Source organism: Salipiger bermudensis HTCC2601 (genome assembly GCF_000153725.1).
GTDB lineage: Bacteria > Pseudomonadota > Alphaproteobacteria > Rhodobacterales > Rhodobacteraceae > Salipiger > Salipiger bermudensis.
The window spans coordinates 3,427,815-3,448,549 of sequence record NZ_DS022276.1; the positions used below are offsets into that span (position 1 = coordinate 3,427,815).

General features: G+C 65.8%; 17 protein-coding genes and 3 pseudogenes. 11 read left to right on the forward strand and 9 right to left on the reverse strand.

Annotated features, from left to right (window positions below):
- Nucleotides 1-21: 21 nt before the first annotated feature.
- The 5 genes and pseudogenes from speB (at nt 22) to R2601_RS16270 (ending at nt 4,505) form a co-directional block, all read left to right on the forward strand.
- Nucleotides 22-979 (forward strand): annotated as a pseudogene (gene speB / locus R2601_RS16250) (agmatinase).
- Nucleotides 980-1,153: 174 nt separating this feature from the next.
- On the forward strand, nt 1,154-1,564 hold the full coding sequence (locus tag R2601_RS16255) for a DUF1499 domain-containing protein (RefSeq protein WP_007800281.1): 411 nt from the start codon (nt 1,154-1,156) through the stop codon (nt 1,562-1,564).
- 93 nt (nt 1,565-1,657) lie between these two features.
- A complete protein-coding gene (prfA, locus tag R2601_RS16260; RefSeq protein WP_007800282.1) occupies nt 1,658-2,707 on the forward strand; it encodes a peptide chain release factor 1 in 1,050 nt (349 codons plus the stop codon).
- A gap of 11 nt (nt 2,708-2,718) precedes the next feature.
- Nucleotides 2,719-3,567, forward strand: coding sequence for a peptide chain release factor N(5)-glutamine methyltransferase (prmC, locus tag R2601_RS16265; protein WP_007800284.1), 849 nt, complete (start codon nt 2,719-2,721; stop codon nt 3,565-3,567).
- Nucleotides 3,568-3,788: 221 nt separating this feature from the next.
- A complete protein-coding gene (locus R2601_RS16270; protein ID WP_007800286.1) occupies nt 3,789-4,505 on the forward strand; it encodes a DUF4167 domain-containing protein in 717 nt (238 codons plus the stop codon).
- 90 nt (nt 4,506-4,595) lie between these two features.
- On the opposite strand, the gene rsmA is transcribed toward R2601_RS16270, so the two are convergent.
- From rsmA to lptF, 6 genes are all read right to left on the reverse strand, one after another.
- Nucleotides 4,596-5,432, reverse strand: coding sequence for a 16S rRNA (adenine(1518)-N(6)/adenine(1519)-N(6))-dimethyltransferase RsmA (gene rsmA / locus R2601_RS16275; protein ID WP_007800288.1), 837 nt, complete (start codon nt 5,430-5,432; stop codon nt 4,596-4,598).
- A 79-nt stretch (nt 5,433-5,511) separates the two neighbouring features.
- Nucleotides 5,512-6,501, reverse strand: coding sequence for a 4-hydroxythreonine-4-phosphate dehydrogenase PdxA (gene pdxA, locus R2601_RS16280; protein ID WP_040544814.1), 990 nt, complete (start codon nt 6,499-6,501; stop codon nt 5,512-5,514).
- Entirely contained in the window at nt 6,498-7,730 is a 1,233-nt protein-coding gene (locus R2601_RS16285) for a peptidylprolyl isomerase (protein WP_040544816.1), read from the reverse strand. The genes pdxA and R2601_RS16285 overlap by 4 nt, the downstream gene beginning before the upstream one ends.
- The gene (locus tag R2601_RS16290) at nt 7,721-9,904 is read right to left on the reverse strand and encodes an LPS-assembly protein LptD (RefSeq protein ID WP_007800295.1); all 2,184 of its coding nucleotides are present in this window, start codon (nt 9,902-9,904) and stop codon (nt 7,721-7,723) included. The genes R2601_RS16285 and R2601_RS16290 overlap by 10 nt, the downstream gene beginning before the upstream one ends.
- Nucleotides 9,904-10,998, reverse strand: coding sequence for an LPS export ABC transporter permease LptG (gene lptG / locus R2601_RS16295; protein WP_007800297.1), 1,095 nt, complete (start codon nt 10,996-10,998; stop codon nt 9,904-9,906). The genes R2601_RS16290 and lptG overlap by 1 nt, the downstream gene beginning before the upstream one ends.
- Nucleotides 10,995-12,110 carry an LPS export ABC transporter permease LptF gene (lptF, locus tag R2601_RS16300; RefSeq protein ID WP_007800299.1) on the reverse strand — a complete coding sequence of 372 codons (1,116 nt, stop codon included), beginning with the start codon at nt 12,108-12,110 and terminating at the stop codon, nt 10,995-10,997. The genes lptG and lptF overlap by 4 nt, the downstream gene beginning before the upstream one ends.
- A gap of 149 nt (nt 12,111-12,259) precedes the next feature.
- Here lptF and R2601_RS16305 point away from each other — a divergent pair, with 149 nt between their 5' ends.
- Nucleotides 12,260-13,732: a leucyl aminopeptidase gene (locus R2601_RS16305; protein WP_040545452.1), complete on the forward strand. Its 1,473-nt coding sequence runs from the start codon at nt 12,260-12,262 to the stop codon at nt 13,730-13,732.
- A gap of 59 nt (nt 13,733-13,791) precedes the next feature.
- Complete coding sequence (locus R2601_RS16310; protein ID WP_007800303.1) at nt 13,792-14,250, forward strand: DNA polymerase III subunit chi; 459 nt, start codon at nt 13,792-13,794, stop codon at nt 14,248-14,250.
- Between the two features lie 51 nt (nt 14,251-14,301).
- Here R2601_RS16310 and R2601_RS16315 read toward each other — a convergent pair whose 3' ends face one another.
- Complete coding sequence (locus R2601_RS16315; RefSeq protein WP_007800304.1) at nt 14,302-14,883, reverse strand: retropepsin-like aspartic protease family protein; 582 nt, start codon at nt 14,881-14,883, stop codon at nt 14,302-14,304.
- 61 nt (nt 14,884-14,944) lie between these two features.
- Entirely contained in the window at nt 14,945-15,565 is a 621-nt protein-coding gene (locus R2601_RS16320) for a MarC family protein (RefSeq protein ID WP_007800306.1), read from the reverse strand.
- 218 nt (nt 15,566-15,783) lie between these two features.
- On the opposite strand from R2601_RS16320, the gene R2601_RS16325 reads away from it, so the two are divergent.
- The 4 genes and pseudogenes from R2601_RS16325 to R2601_RS26515 all read left to right on the forward strand — a co-directional run.
- On the forward strand, nt 15,784-16,068 hold the full coding sequence (locus R2601_RS16325) for a LysR family transcriptional regulator (protein ID WP_007800308.1): 285 nt from the start codon (nt 15,784-15,786) through the stop codon (nt 16,066-16,068).
- A 23-nt stretch (nt 16,069-16,091) separates the two neighbouring features.
- A pseudogene (locus R2601_RS26045) lies at nt 16,092-16,322 on the forward strand (transposase); the annotation flags it as partial.
- A gap of 1,273 nt (nt 16,323-17,595) precedes the next feature.
- Entirely contained in the window at nt 17,596-19,074 is a 1,479-nt protein-coding gene (locus tag R2601_RS26050) for an SIR2 family NAD-dependent protein deacylase (RefSeq protein ID WP_217626373.1), read from the forward strand.
- Nucleotides 19,075-19,603: 529 nt separating this feature from the next.
- Nucleotides 19,604-19,816: pseudogene (locus tag R2601_RS26515) on the forward strand (NUDIX domain-containing protein); the annotation flags it as partial.
- 149 nt (nt 19,817-19,965) lie between these two features.
- Here R2601_RS26515 and istB read toward each other — a convergent pair.
- On the reverse strand, nt 19,966-20,735 hold a 770-nt coding region (istB, locus tag R2601_RS16345), incomplete at its 5' end, for an IS21-like element helper ATPase IstB (RefSeq protein ID WP_007800317.1).

Consider the following 20,735-nt stretch of genomic DNA (forward strand, 5'->3'; position numbering starts at 1 on the left):
AGAAGAATACCGAGGGACAGCATGGCACTGGAAGACGCAAAGACCCAGATCGATCACGCTTCACTCGCGAGGAGCTGAAGGGGCCGAGCTTCGAGAACGTGTTCGGCGGCGCCGCCTCGTTCTGCGGCGCAAGTATACCAAGGACCTGCGCGGGGTCGACGTGGCGGTCACCGGCGTGCCCTTCGATCAGGCGGTGACCAACCGTAGCGGCACCCGGCTCGGGCCTCGGGCGATCCGCGAGGCCTCGCTCCTGCAGCCCTGCGATGCGCCCTATGGCTGGGGCTATGACGTGCTGAGCGAGTTCGCCATCGCAGATTATGGTGATCTGGCCTTCGACTATGCCAACGTCCCGGCCTTCCCGGCGACGCTCGAGGCGCATGCCAAGGGAATCCTCGAGCAGGGCGCGGCGATGGTCACGCTGGGCGGCGATCACTCGATCACCCTGCCGCTGCTGAAGGCCCATGCGGCCAAGTACGGCCCGTTGAGCGTGATCCAGTTCGACGCCCACACCGACACATGGGCGGATGACGATTTCGACCGCATCGACCACGGCACCTTCATGTACAAGGCGGTGAAGCTCGGATTGGTGGATCCCACGCGCTCGGTTCAGATCGGCATCCGCACCGACAATCCCGACACGCTTGGCTTTCACATCCTCGATGCGCGCGCGGTGCACGGGCAGGGGCCCGAGGCGATCGTGGCGCAGGCCAAGGCGATCGTAGGCGATCACCCGGTCTACCTGAGCTTCGACATCGATGCGCTCGACCCGGCCTTCGCGCCGGGCACCGGAACGCCTGTCTGGGGCGGGCTGACCAGTCATCAGGCGGCGGTGATGCTGCGCGGGCTTGCCGGGATCGACCTCAAGGGCGGCGACGTGGTCGAGGTCTCACCGCCTTTCGACACCACCGGCGCCACTGCCATCGCCGGCGCCCACGTGGCCACTGAACTGCTCTGCCTCTGGGGCTGGACCCGCCGCTGAGCCATGCTGCGCGGGATACCGCGAACGTGAGACCGTCGGCCTTTTCCTGCCGCCGGAATCATGGGAACACAGGGCCGTCCGTGTGTTGGACGGTCCGTGCCGAGTGTGCCGGTCGCCGCGCGCGGTCCGGGATCTGTTCCGACCCAACCGCAAGACCCGAAAGGACCGGTCTCCGTGCGTAAGATTTTCTGGCTCATCGTGCTTGTCGTCATCGGCGGTCTGGCCTGGATCCGGCTCGCCCCCTCTGACCCCGAGGTATGGCACGTCGATCCCAAGGTTTCGGCTGACCAGGACCTCGCTCACGGCGTGCGCCGCCGGGTGCCGGGCAACGAGGCGATGTTCGCCATGCTCCACCGCACCATCCTCGAGACCCCGCGCACCGAGGTGCTTGCCGGCAGCCCCGATGACGGTCGCGTGACCTATATCACCCGGTCGCAGTGGATGGGCTTTCCCGACTACACCACTGCGCAGTTCAACGACGGTTTCCTCGAGCTCTATGGCCGGCAGCGCTTTGGCCAGTCCGACATGGGCACCAACAAGGCGCGCGTCGACGGCTGGCTGGCGCAGCTCGACACCGCGGAGTGAGCCTCGTCTCGGAGGGGCCGGCGGCGGAAATCTCGCGTCTGGCGTCGGGCCCGCACTTGACCCGCCGGTGGTTTCGGGGAAGACAGTGGCGCCATGATCCCCTCTGACCGTCTTCAGCAAATTCGTGAACGTTTCGAGTATCTCGAGGCCCGCATGGCCGAGGGATCGGGCGATATTGCCGCGCTAGGCCGCGAATATGCCGAGCTCCGGCCCGTGGTCGACCAGATCCACGACTGGACCAGCCTGCAGGCCGATCTCGCCGAGGCCGAGGCGATGCTCGACGATCCCGAGATGAAGGAATTGGCCGAGGAAGAGCTTCCCGGTCTGCGTGCGCGGTTGCCGGAGGCCGAAAAGGCGCTGCAACTGGCGCTGCTGCCCAAGGATGCCGCCGATGCGCGGCCCGCCATGCTCGAGATCCGCCCCGGCACCGGCGGCGAGGAGGCGGCACTCTTCGCCGGCGACCTCGCGCGCATGTACCAGCGCTATGCCGAGGCGCGTGGCTGGCGCTGGGAGGTGATCGAGGAACAGCCCACCGAGCTTGGCGGATTGCGGGAGTTGGTGGTGCGGATCGAGGGTGACAACGTCTTCGCCCGGCTGAAATACGAATCCGGCGTGCACCGCGTCCAGCGCGTGCCCGAGACCGAGAGCGGCGGTCGCATCCACACCTCTGCCGCCACCGTGGCGGTGCTGCCCGAGGCCGAGGCAGTGGATATCGACATTGCCGCCGCCGACATCCGCATCGACACGATGCGCGCCTCGGGCGCCGGTGGCCAGCACGTCAACACCACCGACTCGGCCGTGCGCATCACCCACATTCCCACCGGCATCGTGGTGACCAGCTCGGAGAAATCCCAGCACCGCAACCGCGAGATCGCGATGAACGTGCTGCGCACGCGGCTCTTCGACCTCGAGCGTCAGAAGGCCGCCGATGCGCGGGCCTCGGACCGCAAGGCGCAGGTCGGCTCCGGCGACCGCTCCGAGCGCATCCGCACCTACAACTTCCCGCAGGGCCGTATGACCGATCACCGCATCGGCCTGACGCTCTACCGGCTCGAACAGATCCTCGCCGGTGACCTCGACGAGATCATCGACGCGCTCACCGCCGACGCGCAGGCCGCGCAGCTGGCGGAGATGGGCGCGTGAGCGCTGGCCCGATGACCGGCTCGGCGCTGCTCGCGCAGGCCACGCGGCGGCTGGCCGAGGCGGGTATCCCCGATCCCGGCCGCGACGCGCGGCGCCTGCTGGCGCACGTGCTCAAGGTGCCGCCGGGGCGGCTGACGCTGTTCCTGCCGGATCCGGTGGAAAGCGAGCACGCGCTGCTCTTCAACGCGGTTATCGAGAGCCGCGCCGCGCATGTTCCGGTCTCGCATATCACAGGGCGGCGCCAGTTCTACGGCCGCGAGTTCCTCGTCACCCCCGAGGTGCTCGACCCGCGCCCCGAGACCGAGATCCTGATCGAGGCGGCGCTGGCCGGGCCGTTTTCCCGCGTGCTCGATCTCGGCACCGGCTCGGGCTGCATCCTGCTGACCCTGCTCTGCGAGCGCGAGGGGGCCACCGGCATCGGCACCGATCTGTCGGAAGAGGCGCTCGAGGTGGCGTTCTGGAACCGCAACGCGCTCAGGCTCGAGGCCCGCGCGGCGTTGGCCCGCGGCAGCTGGTTCGGCGCGCTGGGAGAGGACGACCGCGAGCGTTTTGACCTGATCGTCTCGAACCCGCCCTATATCGCCCTCGACGAGATGGACGACCTGTCCCCCGAGGTGCGCGACCACGAGCCGCGCATGGCGCTCACCGACGAGGGCGACGGCCTGACCGCCTATCGCATGATCGCCGCCGGTGCGCCCTCGCACCTGCTCCCGGGCGGGCGGCTGATGGTCGAGATCGGCCCCAGCCAGGGCGCCGCCGTGGCGGATCTGTTCCGCTCCGCGGGGCTTCAAGAGGTGGCGGTGATCACCGATCTCGACGGGCGCGACCGGGTCGTGGTCGGGCGAGTCGCCGCGGTCTGAGCCGCGGATCGTCGCAACTTTCAGCGGTTTTCTCTGCTGTTTCCACATTTTCCCTTGTTTCCGCGGCCCCGACATGGTTAGCAGGAGGGGTTCGGTGCGGTGGATGCCTTCGGCGGTCCCGCCCGACTTCAACCCAACATTGATGTGACCCCGCACACGATGGCGCCAGAGGCGCCGCAGGGTCACAGGGACAGTCAGACACAAGGCTGATAGCAGAACAGATGCGATCCTCGAAATCCCGTTCGCGGTCGAAGAACAACCGCAACCGCAACTCGCTGGGCAACGTCGTCAACCGTGTGTTCGACAGCAATGGCCCCGAGGGCAAGGTGCGCGGCACGCCGCAGCAGATCATCGACAAGTACAACCAGCTGGCCCGTGATGCGGCGCTTGGCAATGACCGGGTGGCGGCGGAAAACTTCCAGCAGCACGCCGAGCATTACCTGCGCATGCTCTCCGAAGCGCAGCGCGAGGTCGACGCCAAGCGCGAGCAGCAGGAGCGCGAGAACCGCGAGCGTCAGGCGCAGCGCGACAAGGAGCGTGCCGAGCGCGACGCGCAGAAGAGCGCCGAGCGCGAAGATCGCGACAGCAACCAGGGCCAGTCCGACGGTGGCAATGGCAATGGCAATGGCGAACAACCGCAGCCGGCGCCGCGGGCAGAGCAGCGGTCCGAGCCGAAGCCTGCCGCTCAGGACGACGTGATCGACACGAGCGAGGGCACTGAGTCCGGCCTGGTCGAGACCCCCGAGAACCGCTCGGCCCCATCGCCTGCGCCGACCGAGGACAAGCCCAAGCGCACCCGTCGCAGCCCGCGCAAGAAGGCAGAGCCCTCTGCCGAGGGCGAGCCGGCCGAGGCCAGCGAAAAGCCTGCGAAGAAGACCAGTCGCAGCCGCAAGCCGGCCAGCAGCGACGAGGCGCCGACGCCCGACGCCGCCGAGTAAGGCACGCCACCTTCGAGACGAAAAAGACGCCATCTCCAGCCGTGGAGATGGCGTCTTTTCTTTTCTGGTGCGTGACGCGGCTCGCGGGTGTCAGGCCAGCGCCCGGGCCAGGGCGCAGAACTGCTCGAGCGAGACCTGCTCGGCGCGCTCGGTGGGGGCGATGCCCGCAGCCTCGAGCCGGTCTTCGATATCCGGCGCCAGCCCTTTCAGCGCGGCGCGCAGCATCTTGCGGCGCTGGTTGAAGGCCGCGGCCACCACGCGCTCAAGCGCGGCGCGCTCGGCCGGGAAGCGCGGCTCGGGCAGGGCGCGCAGATGCATCACCGCCGAGGAGACCTTGGGGGGCGGGGTGAAGGCGCCGGGCGGCAGGCTGAGCACGATGCGCGCCTCGGTGCGCCACTGTGCCAGCACCGCCAGCCGGCCATAGGCCTTGGATCCCGGCTGCGCCACGATGCGCTCGGCCACCTCGCGCTGGAACATCAGCGTCAGGGTCTGCCAGAACGGCGGCCAGTCCTCCGGGGTCAGCCAGCGCACCAGAAGCTCGGTGCCGACATTGTAGGGCAGGTTGGCGCAGATCGCGATCGGGGGTGTCAGATGCGCCAGAGGGTCGATCTGCAGCGCATCGCCCGAGATCACCTCGAGCCGGTCAGGATAGGCCCCGGCGATCTCTGCCAGCGCCGGGAGGCAGCGGGTGTCCTTCTCGATCGCCAGCACCTTGCGCGCGCCCTCGGCCAGCAGCCCGCGGGTCAGCCCGCCCGGGCCCGGCCCGATCTCGAGCACGTCCATGCCCGACAGGTCGCCCGCCTGCCGCGCGATCTTGGCGGTCAGGTTCAGGTCGAGCAGGAAGTTCTGCCCAAGCGATTTTTTCGCCGACAGATCATGCGAGGCGATCACCTCGCGCAGCGGTGGAAGCCCGTCGATGGCGCTCATGTCTTCTCTGGTTCCAAAATACCTCGGGGGAGTCCGCCCCCGGCGGACGGGGGCAGCGCCCCCGCAACGACCGCCCCGCTCACGCGGCGCCCTCCAGCTCTCCCCCGGCCATCCGCCACGCCATGCGCAGCGCCTCGATGGTCGAGGTCGGGTTGGCCACGCCCTGTCCTGCGATGCCGAAGGCGGTGCCGTGATCAGGCGAGGTGCGGATGAAGGGCAGGCCGAGCGTGACGTTGACACCACGGTCGAAGGCCAGCGTCTTGATCGGGATCAGCGCTTGGTCGTGATACATCGCCACCGCCGCGTCATAGCCTGCCCGCGCCTCGGCGTGGAACATGGTGTCGCCGGGCAGCGGACCGATCAGATCCATGCCCTCGGTGCGCAATTTGTCGAGCACCGGCGAGATCAGCTCGATCTCCTCGCGGCCCATGCGCCCGCCTTCGCCTGCATGCGGGTTGAGGCCGGCCACGGCGATGCGCGGCGCGCTGATGCCGAAGCGCTCGATCAGCGCCGCATGGGTGATGCGCAGGCGTTTCTCGAGCAGCGCGGGGGTGAGCGCCGAGGGCACCTGGGAGACCGGGATGTGGATCGTGGCCGGCACCACCCGCAGCTCCTCAGAGGCCAGCATCATCACCACCTCGTCGACCCCGCCGAGGGCGGCGAGATACTCGGTATGGCCGGGATAGGCGAAGCCCGCGCCCTCGGCCAGCGCCTGCTTGGAGATCGGCAGGGTGCAGAGTGCCGAGCACGCTCCCTCCTGCACCAGCCCGACACCGCGGGCAATCGAGGCGATGACCCCTGCGGCCTGGGTCGGCTGCGGCGTGCCCGGCACGCGCGGGCCGGGGATGTCGAGCGCCAGAACCGGCAGGCCGTCCTTGGCGGCCTGCGCCGCCTCCTCGGCGCGCTCCACCACGATGTGGGGAACGGTGCCGGGCAGATGCTCCGGTGCGCCGAGATAGACGAAGGGCAGCGCCGCGCCGAGCGCTTTCCAGGCGGCTTCCGCGAGCTCCGGGCCGATGCCCGAGGGCTCCCCGCAGCTCATCGCCACGGGGGCGGGCCGGGGGCTCATTGCTCGACGATGCGCGCGTTGGCGCGCAGCTGCGCGAGGTAGCTGTCGGAGACCTCGCTCAGGCGGCGGTTGCGCAGGCCGATCTCGACCTGGCTGCGATCGGCATCCTCGGCCACCGCGGCGGTGCGGCCGCAGAGCATCAGGAACACCAGCGTCTGGCCTTCGGCGCGCGTCAGCGCGGTCGAGACCTCGCCGGGATCGAGCTTGGAGAGCTCGTAGGCGATGTCGGTCGGGATCTCGGCGGGCGGCAGGGCGCCACGGTCGAGCACCTCCTCGGGCTGGCCCTTGGCGACGGCATAGAGATCGTCGCAGCGGTCAATCCGTTCGGCCAGCACCCGCGCCTGGGCGAGGGTCTCGGGCGACCGGCCGCCTGCCATGTAGTAGGCGGCGTAATCGATGGCTGCGTAGTCCGGGCGGGTATAGCCGGTCTCTTCGATGTCGCGCAGCTGGAACAGCGCCACCGCGCCCTGGATCGGCAGCGGGTCGGTGACCTCGCCCGGCGCCAGCCCAAGCACCAGCGAGCGGATCTGCGGCGGCAGTTCGGTGAGATCGCGCCACGGCAGACGGCCGCCATTGTCGCGCGTCGCTGTGGCGGAATACTGCCGTGCCTGTGCAGAGAAATCCGCGGTCGAAGTCATCTGCGAAATGCGCTCGGCACGGGCCTGCACGGACTCGGCGTTCTGGGCGTTGATCGGCATGATGATCTCGGAGAGCAGGACCCGCACGTCGGAACTTCCGCCGCCGCTGGCCAGCGCCCGGTCGACCTCTTCGGGGGTGACCTGGGTGCGCGAGGCGAACTGCGCCCGCACCAGATCGCGCCAGGCGGTGCCGGCGCGGACGAAATCGCGGAATGTCTCTTCGTCGACGCCGCCCTGGTTGAGCACCGCGACGAATTGCTCGCGACTGAGGTCAGCGCGGCCGGCGAACTCGTCCATGCCGTCGAGGATGTCCTGTTCGGAGGGCTCGATGCCGGCCGCGCGCGCCGCCTTGAGCCGCAGCCGGTCGTCGATCAGCTGCTCACGCGACAGCTCGTTGACGTTGCCCGGGGCGTTCAGCAGGGTCATCATGCGGCGCCGCTGCTCGATCTCGTAGCCGGTGATCACCATCTCGTCGACGGTGATGGCGGGGGCGAAGAGGTTCTGCGCCGGTGCCGTGCCCGGCGTCACGGTCAGCGCCAGCCCGGCCGTCAGGGTGAGGGCGCGAAGAAGGCGGGCAGGGGTCATTTGCATGTGCGTCGATACTCCTTGTCGCTTGCGGCGGTGCCGAAGCCTGTCAGGGCGACCGTGAGGTCGAACTCCGTGGACGGTTCGAGGTTGGTCGAGGAAGCGAAACGGCGCAAGACCGACGCTTCCACCTGAACGCATTCGTTGCGGTATTGCAGCCCCAGACCGGCGCGGTCAACCCGGCGGTCCGCGAGATCGTAGCGCCACTCTCCCGAGCCGGTCCAGTGGCGGCTGATCCGGTAGCGGCCTTCGAAGCGCCACTCCGCCTGGCTCTCGTCACGGTCCTCGAGCGGGTCGGCAAGGAGCAGAAGGTAGGAGGCGTCGAGCTCGGTGCGGTCGTTGAACCAGCTCGCGCGGGCCTCGCCCTTGTCGAACTCGCCGTTCGAGTCGAGCAGGCCGCGGGCCGAGAGGCTGAGCCCGAGCGGGTTGGCGAACCCCCCCGAGATCAGCCAGTCCGAGGTCTTGCCATCGAGACCGGAAGAGCGGCCGAAATCGTCGTCGACCTGCTCGCGCCAGACCCGTCCGACGGTGACGCCCGCGGTCCAGCCGGTGGGTGCCTGGTGCTGCCAGCGCAGCCCGGCCGCCCCCACGAGACCGCGCTCGTGGCGGTCGCTCGCGGGGAAGCGGCTGAGCGACAGCAGGTTGGCCTCGTCGAACTCGACGCGGGTGCTCTCGTCATTGGGAATGTTGGGTCGGTCGCCGCCGATCCAGCCGACCTGAGCCACCGGCTCGAGCAGAGAACGGCCGCCGAAGGCTTGCCTGTTGACCAGCGGCCAGCGCAGCTCCACCGAGGCCCCCGGCGTGAGCTGCGACGCCTCGGCATCGGCGCTGGCATCGTCCCAGACCGCGTAGCGGTCGGCCCAGAGCTGCCCCAGCACGCCAAGCCGGAGGCCGCCCGCCAGCGTCCAGCGCCGCCGCCAGCTGGCCTCGGCGCTGAGACGCGCCATGTCGCGCCCGTCGACCACGCTGTCCTCGTCATCGCTGTCGATGTCGAGATCCGAGCGCCGGTAATGGCCGTGCAGGATCGCCCCGAGCCGGAACTCGCCGCCGATGCGATCGGGGAAGAACCGTCGCTCGTACTCGGTGTTCACCATCACCGAGGGCTGGGTCTCGTCGTCTTCGGCGGCGCGCAGCGTCTCGTAGTAGATCAGGTCGGTCGAGAAGAAATCGTCCCGCCGGGCGCGGCTGAGGGTGAAGGCGCTGTCGAGGCGCTCGTTGTCGCCGTAGTCGTAGTCGTTGAAATACGAGTCGTCCGAGACGGTCTCGATGTCGAAATCGAAGCGGAACCCGTTGCGCAGCGCGAATTCGCCCGCGGCAAAGAAGTAGCCGCGGGTGTCGCCGGGCAGCAGCGAGTCCTTGGTGATCGCACCGTTGAGCTCGATGTTGCCATAGGTGAAGGCGCGGCGGTAGCGCGCCTCGAGGGTGCGGGTCTCGCTCGACAGGTACGGGGTCAGGGTCAGGTCCTGATGGTCGCCGATCGGGATGAAATAGGGAAGGCGCAGACCGGTGCCCAGCAGGGAGGTGCTGCGGAGCGTCGGGGTCAGGAAGCCGCGGGCGCGCTCGAGGGTGGGATCGGGCAGCCGCAGCTGCGGCACCCACAGGATCGGCACGTCGAGCACCCGCAGTTGGGCGCCCTCGAAGTAGAGCTGGCGCGCGTCCTGATCGTGGATCACCCGGTCGGCGCGGATCTGCCAGAGCGGCGTCTCGTTGCGGCCGCAGACTTGGCAGGAGGTCACCGCGACGCGGCTGAGCTGGGTGTAGCGCCCGCCGACCCGCTGCGCTTCGACGGCGGCAAGCTGAAGCTGGTCGTCCATCACCATCCGCGCGCCGCTGAGCAGGCCGTTGCGCAGACCTTCCTCCATTTCGGCGGCATCGGCGAGCAGCTGGTTTCCGGCCTCGTCGGTGATGCGGATCGGGCCCTCGATGGTCAGCAGGCCGGCGTCCTGATCGAACAGGATGCGGGTCGCGCTCAGGCGTATGCCGTCATGCAGCGCCTCGACATTGCCGGTGGCGACAAGCCGCGAGCCGTCCTCGACGAACACCTGGTCGGCGACGAGCAGCGCCGGCTCGGAACCTTCGTCGGAGGCATCGGCGGCCACGGTCACGGTCTGCGCCAAGAGCGGCGCAGGGGCGGTCATCGCCAGCAGGGCGGCGAGCCACGCGGCGCGGGCGGTCTTCATCAGCCGTCCTCCATCTGCAGGACAAGCCCCAGCGCGAGCAGCAGCGAGGCAATGGGCGGAATCCACGCGGCGAGGATCGGCGGCAGCTGGCCGTTCTCGCCCATGATCTGCGCGAAGTTCCGCACGTAGTAGAGGCCGAAGCCCAGAAGCACCGCCGCCAGCACGTGCAAGCCGGTGCGGCCAAGCCGGGCGGGGCGCATGGTAAAGCCCGCGGCGACCAACACCATCGCCACGAGGAAGACCGGCCGCGCCAGCTCCATCTGCAGCCAGACGACATGGCGCCGGGCCGAGAAGCCGGCCATCTCGAGCCCTTCGATGAACTCCGGCAGGTCCCAGATCGCCACCGAGGACGGCTTGCCGAAGCGGTCGCGGATACCGTCCTGAGTGAGGTCCGACGGTAGCTCGAGGCGCTCGAACCGCTCCGACATGCCCTCGGGCGAACGCCCGCTTTGCAGCGGCCAGGCCTTGGCGTCGCGCAGCACCCAGGCACCGTCCTGAAGCGCCGCTTCCTCGGCCTCGATGCGGCGCAGCGGGCCGCTCTCGGCCTCGTATTCGACGAAGCTCACCTCGTAGAGCACGGTGGCGTCGGGGTTGGCGCGCGCGGCACGGATCACCGTATCGCCTTCGTCGCCGCCCTGGCGCAGCCACAGCCCCTCGCGCCCGATCGAGATCGTCGAGGCCCCGTTGCTCTTGTAACTCTCGGTGAGATCCGAAGACTGCCGCGAGGTCGCCGCGACGATCGGGTTCAGAATGGCGACCGACACGCCGCTGATCACCAGCGCCACTGCCACCGGGCCGGCGAGAGCCGTCAGGCCCGAGCGCCCGGCGGCGCGCACCACCACCAGCTCGGAGCTGCGTGCCATCATCAGGAACAGTGCGGCGGTGGCGAGGATCATCACCAGCGGCAGGATCTCGTAGAGACCGGAGGGCAGGTTCAGAAGCGTCAGGTAGACGACCTGCCCGAAACTCACGTCGCTGCCGAAGCGGCGCAGCTGATCGACCAGATCGAGCAGTGCGAGAAACAGCGCGAAAACTGTCAGGATCGACAGGAACATGGTCAGGAAGCGGCGGGCGAAATACCGGTGCAGGATCATGCGGCAACCTCGGCATCTTGCCCGCGCCGGCGCTCGGGGCGGAACGGCCGCGCCGCGCGCCAGAGCAGCACGGCGGCCAGCGCGAAACCCACGAGGCTGGGAAGGTAGACCAGTGGCCAGAACGCCGGGGTCGAGCGCACGGGTTCGGTGATGGCGCTCTCGACCAGCTTGACCAGAACCAGCAGGAAGATCGCGCCGACGATCTGCTTGGTGACTCCGAAGCGCGAGAACGTGCCGGTCATCAGCGCGGCATAGCCGATCAGCGCGGCGACCACGCAGAGCAGCGGCATCTGGAAGCGGTTATGCGCCTCTTCGAGCACCTCGCCGATGCTGTCATTGACCTCCTCGGCCACCGCCTCGGTTTGGGTCAGCAGCTCCAGCGTCGGGATCTGCCGCGCCCGGCGCCGCTCGGAGCCGCCTGAGGTGATCAGCCCGCTGATGTCATAGGTCAGATCGGTGAAATTGGTCGTCGAAAGGGTCAGGTCCTTTGTCTGAACCTCCTGCGCCAACCCGCTGCGCATGGTCAGCTTCGGCCCGCCGTCGTCACGGGTGACGTAGGCGGTCTCGGCGGTATAGGTCACGGTGCGCTGGTCGTTGCGGCGGTCGCTGAGATAGACATCGCGCAGCTCGCCATCGTCGGTGATCTCGCGGATGTAGAAGGTCACCCCGCGGGCCGGGTGCAGGAAGGTGCCCTCGTGCAGCAGCCGTGCGGCCACCGACTCGGAGATCTCGCTCTCGCGATCGCGCAGCTGCGCCACCGAGGCGGGCACCAGCGCATGGGTCAGCACCGACATCATCAGAGCGATCAGCACTCCGAAGACCAGCACCGGGCGGCCCAGCCGCCACGGCGACAGCCCGCCGGCCTGCAGTACCGTCATCTCGGATTCGTTGGACATGCGGTTGGTCACGTAGACCGCCGCCCCGAAGGCTGCCATCGGCAGCACCAGCGCGATGACGCCGGGCAGGCTGAGCAGGCTGAACTCGAGGAAGATGCGGGCCGAGTGGCCATCGGTGATCAGCTCGTCGAACAGGCTGACCGACGCGTTGACCCAATAGACCATGACGAGCACCAGGGCGAAAAACCCAAACACCACCATGAGTTGCGACAGCATGTATCTGTCGAATCTCTGCACGCGTATGTGCCCTCCAGATCCTGTGCTGCGGTCCAAGCTATCGGATTGGTATGTGCTGGAAAAGCTGCCTCTGGTCAATGCCGTCACGCGGCTCTACGACTCTGAGGGATAGACAACAGGAGAGCATGATGACCGATCTGCGCGAGTTCACCTTTGCCGAAACCGATCTCGACGCCGTGGCGGGCGCGGAAGGCCGCGTCGCCGTCTTCATCGACAGCGCGGGAAAGCTCGGACGCGGCGCGCGGCGGCTGAACCGGCTGACCAAGGGTGCGGTGGCCCGCGCCGTGGCCGATGAGGGGTGGGCGAAAAAGCCCGCCGGCAGCGTGGTGAGCCTCTCCTATCCTTCCGGCATGGAAGCCGAGGCGGTCGATATCGTGAAGCTCGAGCGCCGGCCGGATGTCGCCGATGCGCGCAAGGCGGGCGCCGCCATCGCCAAGGCGGCGGGATCGCGTCCGGTCACGGTGCTGGGCGAGAGCCAGATTGGGCTCGAGCAGGCGTTGCTCGGCCTTGCGCTGCGCGGCTACACCTTCACCGACCACAAGAGCGACAAGGGCACGGCTCTGGCCCCGGCGCATGTGTTCTGCTCGAAGCCGGCCGAGATCGAGGCGGCCGTGGCGCCGATGCTGGCGGTGGCCGGCGGGGTGTTCTTCACCCGCGATCTGGTCAGCGAGCCTGCCAACGTGCTCACCACCACCGAGTTCGCCGCTCGGCTCGAGGGGCTGCGCGAGCTGGGTGTCGAGGTCGAGGTGATCGACGAGGACCGCATGGAAGAGCTTGGCATGGGCGCGCTGCTCTGTGTCGGGCAGGGCTCGGTGTCGCCCTCGAAGCTGGTGATCATGCGCTGGAAGGGCGGCGAGGGCGCGCCGCTGGCGCTGGTCGGCAAGGGCGTGGTCTTTGACACCGGCGGCATCTCTCTGAAGCCTGCTGGCGGCATGGAAGACATGACGATGGACATGGGCGGCGCGGGCGTGGTCTCGGGCGTTATGAAGGCGCTGGCGCTGCGCAAGGCCAAGGCCAACGTCACCGGGCTCGTCGGGCTGGTCGAGAACATGCCCTCGGGCAATGCCGTGCGCCCGGGCGACGTGGTCACCTCGATGAAGGGCGACACCATCGAGGTCATCAACACCGATGCCGAGGGCCGGCTCGTTCTGAGCGACGTGCTCTGGTACGCGCAGGAATTCGAGACGCCCGCCGCGATGGTCGATCTCGCCACCCTCACGGGCGCCTGCATCGTGGCGCTGGGGCACGAGAACGCCGCGGTCTACTCCAACGATGAGCGCTTCGCCGCGGGCTTCCTCAAGGCCGCCGAGACCGAGGGCGAGGGCGCCTGGCGGATGCCGCTGGGCAAGGCCTATGACGACATGCTGAAATCCCCCATTGCCGACATGAAGAACGTCGGCGGACGCCCGGGCGGCTCGATCACCGCGGCCCAGTTTCTCAAGCGCTTCGTCAAGGACGAGATGCCGTGGATCCACCTCGACATTGCCGGGGTCGCCTCGCTCAAGTCCGAGAGCACCTTTGCACCGAAGGGCGCCACCGGCTGGGGCGTCATGGCGCTCGACCGGCTGGTCCGCGAGGGCTTCGAGACCAAGGAGGGCTGAGCCCATGGCCGCCGCTTTGGCCGGCCGCGCCCTGAGCCTCGTGATCGCGGGAGGCTGAGATGGGGGCGGCCTATTTCTACCACCTGACCCAGCGCCCGCTCGAGGCGACGCTGCCGCTGCTTCTGGAGAAGTCGTTGGCGGCGGGCTGGCGCGTGGCGGTGCGCGGCACCGATCCCGGGCGCATCGACTGGCTCGACCAGAGGCTCTGGATGGGGCCCGAGGACGGATTTCTGCCGCATGGGCAGGCCGGCGGAAAGCACGACGCCTTACAGCCGGTGCTGCTGACGGTGCAGGAGGCGCTGCCCAACGATCCCGCCTGCCTGATGGCGGTGGACGGTGCGGGCGTGGCGCCCGAGGAGGTCAACCGGCTCGAGCGGGTTTGCATCCTCTTCGATGGCCATGACGGCATGGCGCTCGACGCGGCGCGCGGCCAGTGGCGGGCGCTCACGGGCGCCGGGTGCAAGGCGCAATACTGGTCGGAAGAGAGCGGCCGCTGGGAGAAAAAGGCCGAGGCCTGAGCGGCGCCGCCATCGCGTCGCTGCCTGCCCGGTCGTTCCGGATCGCCCGGTTCAGCGCTCGAGGATCAGCTGTCCGTTCGAGATTTCCAGCCGGTCGAAGCGCTGCAGGTAGCTCATGCCCAGAAGCGAGGTCCGCATCTCGCCCTCGTTGACATAGGCGCGGACGTTGCGGTCGGTGAAAGGCCCCAGACCCACGCTCTCGAGCCGCACCGGCGCGGTGCGCACCATGCCGTTGGCGGTGTTGGCCTGGCCGCGAAAGATCAGCTGATCCGGCGTCAGCCCGGCGCGCTCGGCATCGTTGCGCGACAGCACCATGCCGGTGGCGCCGGTGTCGACCACGAAGCGCGTGGGCACGCCGTTGAGATCGAGCGAGACGTAATAGTGCCCGTCGGGCGCGCGGGGCAGCGCGACGCGACCGTCCTCGGCGAACACCGCCTGCTGCGGCATGACTGTCTGCCGGATGTCGCCCCAGAGCCCGACCGCCGCAATGGCGCCGAGCAGGATCAGCGCCCAGACGCCCAGATATTGCAGCTTGAGGCCGAGCCGGGTGCGGTCGCGGAAGAAGAACCACAGGACCAGCGCCAGTGCGAGCAGGCCGAGATAGGCCAGACGTCCGTATTCGTGTCCTGTCATGGTCTCATCCGTGGCGGGGCGTTTCCCTCAATGTAGAGGCTCCGGCGCAGGATAACAGGGTTTATCCGACCGCACCGATGTTGCGCAGCCCGTCGATGACGAACTGCACCGAGAGCGCTGCGAGCAACATCCCCAGCAGCCGCGTGACCACGACGATGCCGGTATGCCCGAGCAGGCGCTCGATGATGGGGGCCGCGAGAAACATCATCAGCACGATCAGCAGCACCGAGATCATCACGCCGATCACCGCCGCCATCTCGAGCGCTGAGCCGGTCTGCCCCACGAGCAGGATCATCGTGGCGATGGCGCCGGGGCCGGCAATCAGCGGGATTGCGATGGGAAAGACCGACGGGTCGGGCAGGGCGTCTTCCTCCCCGGCCTTGTCCTCTCGCCGCTTGGAGCGGCGCTCGAACAGCATGTCGAGCGCGGTCAGGAAGAGCAGGATGCCGCCGGCGATGCGAAATGCGGGCATCGAGATGCCGATGAAGCCCAGTACCTGCTCGCCGAAGAAGGTGAAGAGCATCAGGATCGCGATGGCGATGCCGCAGGAGCGCAGAGCGAGGATGCGACGGTGCCGGCTGTCCGCACCGGAGGTCAGCGCGATGAAGATCGGGGTGAGCCCGATCGGGTCGATCACCACGAAAAGCGTGGCGAAGGCGGTGATGAGAAAGGCGCTGTCCATGGCTCAGGGGTAGGACGGCGCGCCCGGCCTGTCCAGCGCAGTGTTCACCTGTTGGGGCGCGCGGGCGCAGGAGGAAAGGGGCCGCCCGTCGCCGCCTTCCCGCCGCGCCGGATCGCCCTCCGCGAGCGCGCGCCGTTTGGACTGCGGCGTGCCGGGATCTCTGCGCGATCAACGCTTCGCCGGTTTCGCTCGCGCAGGGATCGTGCTTTGGATGGGGCATGGACAAGCTCTCGGTCATGAACGCTTTCTGTCGCATCGTCGAACGCGGCAGCTTTGCCCGCGCGGCGGAGGACCTCGGCGTGTCGCCGGCTTTGCTGAGCCGCGAGGTGAAACTGCTCGAGCAAAGCCTTGCCGCCAGCCTCCTGACCCGGTCGACGCGGTCGATGTCGCTGACCGACAACGGTCGGCTGTTCTACGAGGAGGCGCAGAGGATTCTCGGGGCGGTCGGGCAGGTCGATGGGCGTTGTTGCAGAACTCATCAGCCTCCGGGATTAACTGCGTGAATCCGGTGGGTTAAGAGCCTGCCATGAGCAAGCTCGAACCTGCCCCCTACCGTACGACCAACCGGAAATCTTATAACGACGCGCTGAAGCGGCGCGGACCTCTGCTCGTCTGGCTAGACCGGGACATGGACTGGCTTGCGCCGAACGCAGGCAAGCCCGGACGTCCGCCGGTCTTCTCCGACGCCGCCATCCAGTTCTGTCTGATCATCAAGGTGCTCTTCGGCCTGCCGCTTCGGCAAACGACCGGAATGGTTACCATGGCCTGCTGCCTCTTTCTGTGTCGCAAGCTGGCTCGTCAGAGATCTCAGCGCGTTTGCGCGCGCCATGAGGAAAGCCTCGCGGATCTGGCCGATGTGCTCCAGACCGTAAGGTGCGAAACCGGAAATCGTCCGGAACGTCTCGCACAGCTGTTCGGTCCGTTGCGGGGACAGGATGGCGTCGCGCTCCGTCGCATGCTGGTGAACCACGGCCTCAAGGCAGGCGGGAGACCAATCCGGATTGATTGCGGAGGGAGGAAATGTCTTCTGCAGCCCATCCTCGACGAGGCTTTCGATCGCGACCAGCAGGGCATCGCGCCGCATTCCGTCTTCAGGGCGAACGCGGCCGGACATGCGCGTCATGCGGTGCTGCCTGCGGATCGTCTCCAGCGACTCGGAGAGCGTCGCGTGGATATACGCGTGGACCAGAGTGTCGGGCAGAGGTGGCTGCAGGCAGACAAAGGACTCGAACAACGTGATGAACTCCCGGGAGAGGATTTCTATCGACGTATGCGCGAATTTTTCGTCCCGCATCGGCAGGCGAAGCATGATGGGGCGATTTTTTCGGGAGAACCCCGGAATCCGGCGCCGGAAGTAAAGGTCGTCAGCGCGTCGGTGAAGGTATTGGCAGGTCGTCATGGTGTGGTCCCCGTTCAGGACCCATAACCGAAAGATCAAGAAAACCATGCTGGGCTTGATGTAACCGGAGGTGTAACCAAACTGCCAAGAACATCGCAGCACCGTCGGGGTGGATTTACTAAATCCAGTCTTCACAGTGCCTTGCGCTGTAAATGGCTCCGGCGGTAGGGGGCGCATCGCCCGACTGACACCACCGAAAATAAACGGTTTTCGCTCCGAATATCTCCATCGACTCCGGATGTGTAAGGATCTGTGCCACACGGTGTGACCATGGTCAATGAACGGGATCCATTCAGAGTGTTGCGTTTGAAAAGCGCGAACGGAAAGGACTACGAGCTTCTGCCTCCACCTGACTTCTTGTCGTAAGGTGAAGCACTCAAGGAGCAGCGTGGAGAATACCGGTCGAACTCAGATGATCAGCGAGAAGTTCGCCGCGCAGGGCAGATAATAGCAAGTAGCCCGGGTCGAGCAGCCTCACGGCCTCCGGATCGGTCGCTCTGGGCGGAGAGCGGAAGTTCGCTGCGCCAAGCATGAGTGGCCGTAACACGTCGAGAGCAACCTCAGCAAAGCCATAGCCGCTAGGGGTGACGATCTCCCGACAGCCTTGCTCTGTGTTTGACAATATAGGGACGTGCTGAAAAAGTCAGATTTGGCGCTGACAAAGTTGCCTCTGCAACGATATGTATCGCTCATTAAACCACAGATATCCTATGCCCATCTGCATCACCTCAAAAAATTGAAGGGCCGAAGTTTGACTGAAGCAAAACCCGCTGCTGTGCCGAGCTACTCTCAGCGCATGGATGCAAAAATTAGAGACGTTCTTCTTGAGTTTGAATGCCAGCCGATACTGTTCATGGGGAGCGGGATTCCCAAGCGCTACTTTGAAGCACCAAGCTGGCTGGAACTTCTGAGGATAGTTCTGGATGGAATGCCAGTACATCACGGAAAATTCGAGTACTACTATCAAAAACACTCTGGAGATCCGATCGCGATAGGGTCAGAGTTGTCGGACTTGGTTTTCGAGTGGGCGTGGGGCGCTGGTAAAGCCTCATTTCCAGAGGCACTCTTTGAAGCCGGCATGAGCAAGGACTGCTTTCTGAAAAGCTTGGTTTGCGATCACCTTTCGAAAGTAACACCCGGGAAGCGGGAAGACTTCAGCATACTTCCAAAAGAGGTGGCTGCGCTGTCAGATATCAGGCCACATGCGATCATTACAACAAATTACGATCACTCTCTCGAGGTGATCTTTGAGGGATACGTCCCAGTGACTGGGCAGACAATAATCCGCTACAACACCAATAGCTTCGGTGAAATATTTCACATCCACGGTGATGTCAGTGAGCCATCCTCTATTGTTTTGACGCGTGAGGATTATGAGGAATGGAAAGACAAGAAAAAGTATATCTCCGCTAAGCTTCTGACCTACTTCGCGGAGCACCCCGTTTTCATTTTCGGTTATGGGCTTGGGGATCCAAACGTCAAAGAAATCTTGCGAGACATTGGTGAACTCGTCGCTGACGATACTGGCCTTATTGATAACGTATATCAAGTCATCTGGGTGGAAGATCTTCCCAAGAACCCTCCTGAACAGGCGGTCTTTTCGGTCGATGGCAAGGAATTTCGCATTAATGCGGTCTACGCGCAAAACTTCCAGTGGGTCTTCGAGGCGCTGAAGAGCCAATCAGCTTTGACATCTGTAAACCCGAAGCTAGTTCGCGCACTGGCCGCAAGAACAATGAAGCTTATTCGTCATGATATTCCCACTGGCAGTGTCGAAGTGGATTACGATGTGCTTGAGAGGGTTGCGGATCAGGATTCCGAGCTTCCTAACCTTCTTGGGATCGCGATAACTAATAATCCAAACCATACGCATCCGCTCAATAACTCAAGTAGCCAGCGGCTTGGATTTAATCACTGGTCTGGAGCGAATAAGCTTGTCAACCGGGTCAAGGATGAGACGGGGGTAGACCTTCGGTCATCTGATAACTCATATCATTGCCAAATCAAAACCGGACCTGGGAAGAACAGCAAGGTCCGGAAATGGTCCCTGAAAAGCGTAGATTTACTTCAAAAAGTCAAGTCAGATGAGGAATACGCTATAGAGCTGTGATTGGCGGATTGTGCATTTAAACTACCCCACGCGACCTCGGAGATGAACCGTGCCACAGCAGCATACAAAGAAGTAGCTGGATTTAGCGCCGGCCGTCCGCTTCATCGGAGTTGAATGAAATCAATGGGCCATCACTTGGCTCGCCACCGTTGAACTGCGCGCATGACGTCTGGTCCGGCGCTCCATCCCCAGGCGGCACCGATTGCGGTGAAAACCAATACTCCAGCGATCGCTCCGAATACTCCGCCAACGATACCGGTGCCAGCACCGGCAAAGAAGCCAATCACGCCTCCTGTGAGGCTGCCAAATACTCTGCTTTTCATCTTGTGCTCCCGTTTGTTTGTGGCAGCGTTAGCGTAGATGTCCGCTATCGGAAAGCTGCATTGCGGCATTACCGTTCTAACCAAAGGTCGGCTCAGGGCCGTCTCCGCCGGTCAGCCCCACTCACCAGGGCGGCCAGCACGCCGCGCCGCCGCAAGCCCGCTCCGAGCCCTTGTTGGCCGTTCCTTGTCAAGATAGGCAGCACTCCATGACTATATGGCGTCCACCTCAAGAAATTCGCCTCAAGGCAATCGGACTGCACTGGCGTGACGGACGGTTGCTGGCGGCAGAAGTACTCGATGACGAAGGCCGGGTTAAGGGCGTGCGCCCGCTTGGAGGCAGCGTTGAGTTCGGCGAGACCTTGGAAACTGCCGTGATCCGGGAGTTTGATGAGGAGCTGGGAATTCACGTCACACCAAGCGGCTCCCCGTTCTTTTTCGAGAACCACTATCTCCATGAGGGGGCTCGGGGTCACGAGATCTGTGGCGCGACATCGCAGTTGAGTGCTGGGCGACATCGCAGGTGGATGACGGTGACGTTTTTTGACGGTGCCGGTTTGCGGCCGTCAGATCAAGTTTCGATCTCGCTGCTCAATGTCGCTGGCCGCGAGTTGTCCTTCGCTGTGGCGATCTCCTTTTCGGGCTGTTGTTTGTCGCGGTCATCTTCGATGTCGCTGAGCGATGTCGCGGCGGCATAGGCGGCACGGCGTCGGTAGCTTTCGACGTTCATCTCGAAGATTGTTGCATGGTGAACGAGCCGATCGATGGCGGCGATGGTCATCGCCCTGTCGGGGAAGATGGCGTCCCAACCACTGAACGGCTGATTGGCCGTGATCATGATAGAGCGCCGCTCGTATCGTGCGGAGATGAGCTCGAAGAGGGCGCTGGTCTCGGCCTGATCCTTTCGCACGTACGACAGGTCGTCGAGGATGAGCAGGTCGAACTTGTCGAGCTTCGCGATCTCCTGAGTGAGCGCCAGGTCCTGCCGCGCCACTTGCAGGCGTTGGACCAGGTCCGACGTCCTTGCCATAAGCACACGGTACCCTCGTTGGATGAGTTCGTATCCGATGGCCCCCGCGAGGTGCGTCTTGCCCGAGCCGGGCGGGCCGAAGGCCAGCAAATTGTGCCCTGCCTGCAGCCAGCTGTCGCCTTCGACCAGCGCTCTGACGCGGGCCTGGCTCAAGGTGGGTACCGCCAGGAAGTCGAAGGCGTCGAGCGTTTTCCCTTGTGGCAGCCTTGCAGCGGCAAGATGGCGTTGGGTGGGCGGCCCCTGTTCCCGCTCGCTCAGCTCCAGCTCGCACAGCGCCGCCAACAAGCGTTCGGCCGGCCAACCCTCCTTGT

Coding starts and splice junctions, on each gene's coding strand:
- prfA (WP_007800282.1), top strand. CDS start 1,658: ATGATCCCCTCTGACCGTCTTCAGCAAATTCGTGAACGTTTCGAGTAT.
- prmC (WP_007800284.1), top strand. CDS start 2,719: ATGACCGGCTCGGCGCTGCTCGCGCAGGCCACGCGGCGGCTGGCCGAG.
- R2601_RS16270 (WP_007800286.1), top strand. CDS start 3,789: ATGCGATCCTCGAAATCCCGTTCGCGGTCGAAGAACAACCGCAACCGC.
- rsmA (WP_007800288.1), bottom strand. CDS start 5,432: ATGAGCGCCATCGACGGGCTTCCACCGCTGCGCGAGGTGATCGCCTCG.
- pdxA (WP_040544814.1), bottom strand. CDS start 6,501: ATGAGCCCCCGGCCCGCCCCCGTGGCGATGAGCTGCGGGGAGCCCTCG.
- R2601_RS16285 (WP_040544816.1), bottom strand. CDS start 7,730: ATGCAAATGACCCCTGCCCGCCTTCTTCGCGCCCTCACCCTGACGGCC.
- R2601_RS16290 (WP_007800295.1), bottom strand. CDS start 9,904: ATGAAGACCGCCCGCGCCGCGTGGCTCGCCGCCCTGCTGGCGATGACC.
- lptG (WP_007800297.1), bottom strand. CDS start 10,998: ATGATCCTGCACCGGTATTTCGCCCGCCGCTTCCTGACCATGTTCCTG.
- lptF (WP_007800299.1), bottom strand. CDS start 12,110: ATGCTGTCGCAACTCATGGTGGTGTTTGGGTTTTTCGCCCTGGTGCTC.
- R2601_RS16305 (WP_040545452.1), top strand. CDS start 12,260: ATGACCGATCTGCGCGAGTTCACCTTTGCCGAAACCGATCTCGACGCC.
- R2601_RS16310 (WP_007800303.1), top strand. CDS start 13,792: ATGGGGGCGGCCTATTTCTACCACCTGACCCAGCGCCCGCTCGAGGCG.
- R2601_RS16315 (WP_007800304.1), bottom strand. CDS start 14,883: ATGACAGGACACGAATACGGACGTCTGGCCTATCTCGGCCTGCTCGCA.
- R2601_RS16320 (WP_007800306.1), bottom strand. CDS start 15,565: ATGGACAGCGCCTTTCTCATCACCGCCTTCGCCACGCTTTTCGTGGTG.
- R2601_RS16325 (WP_007800308.1), top strand. CDS start 15,784: ATGGACAAGCTCTCGGTCATGAACGCTTTCTGTCGCATCGTCGAACGC.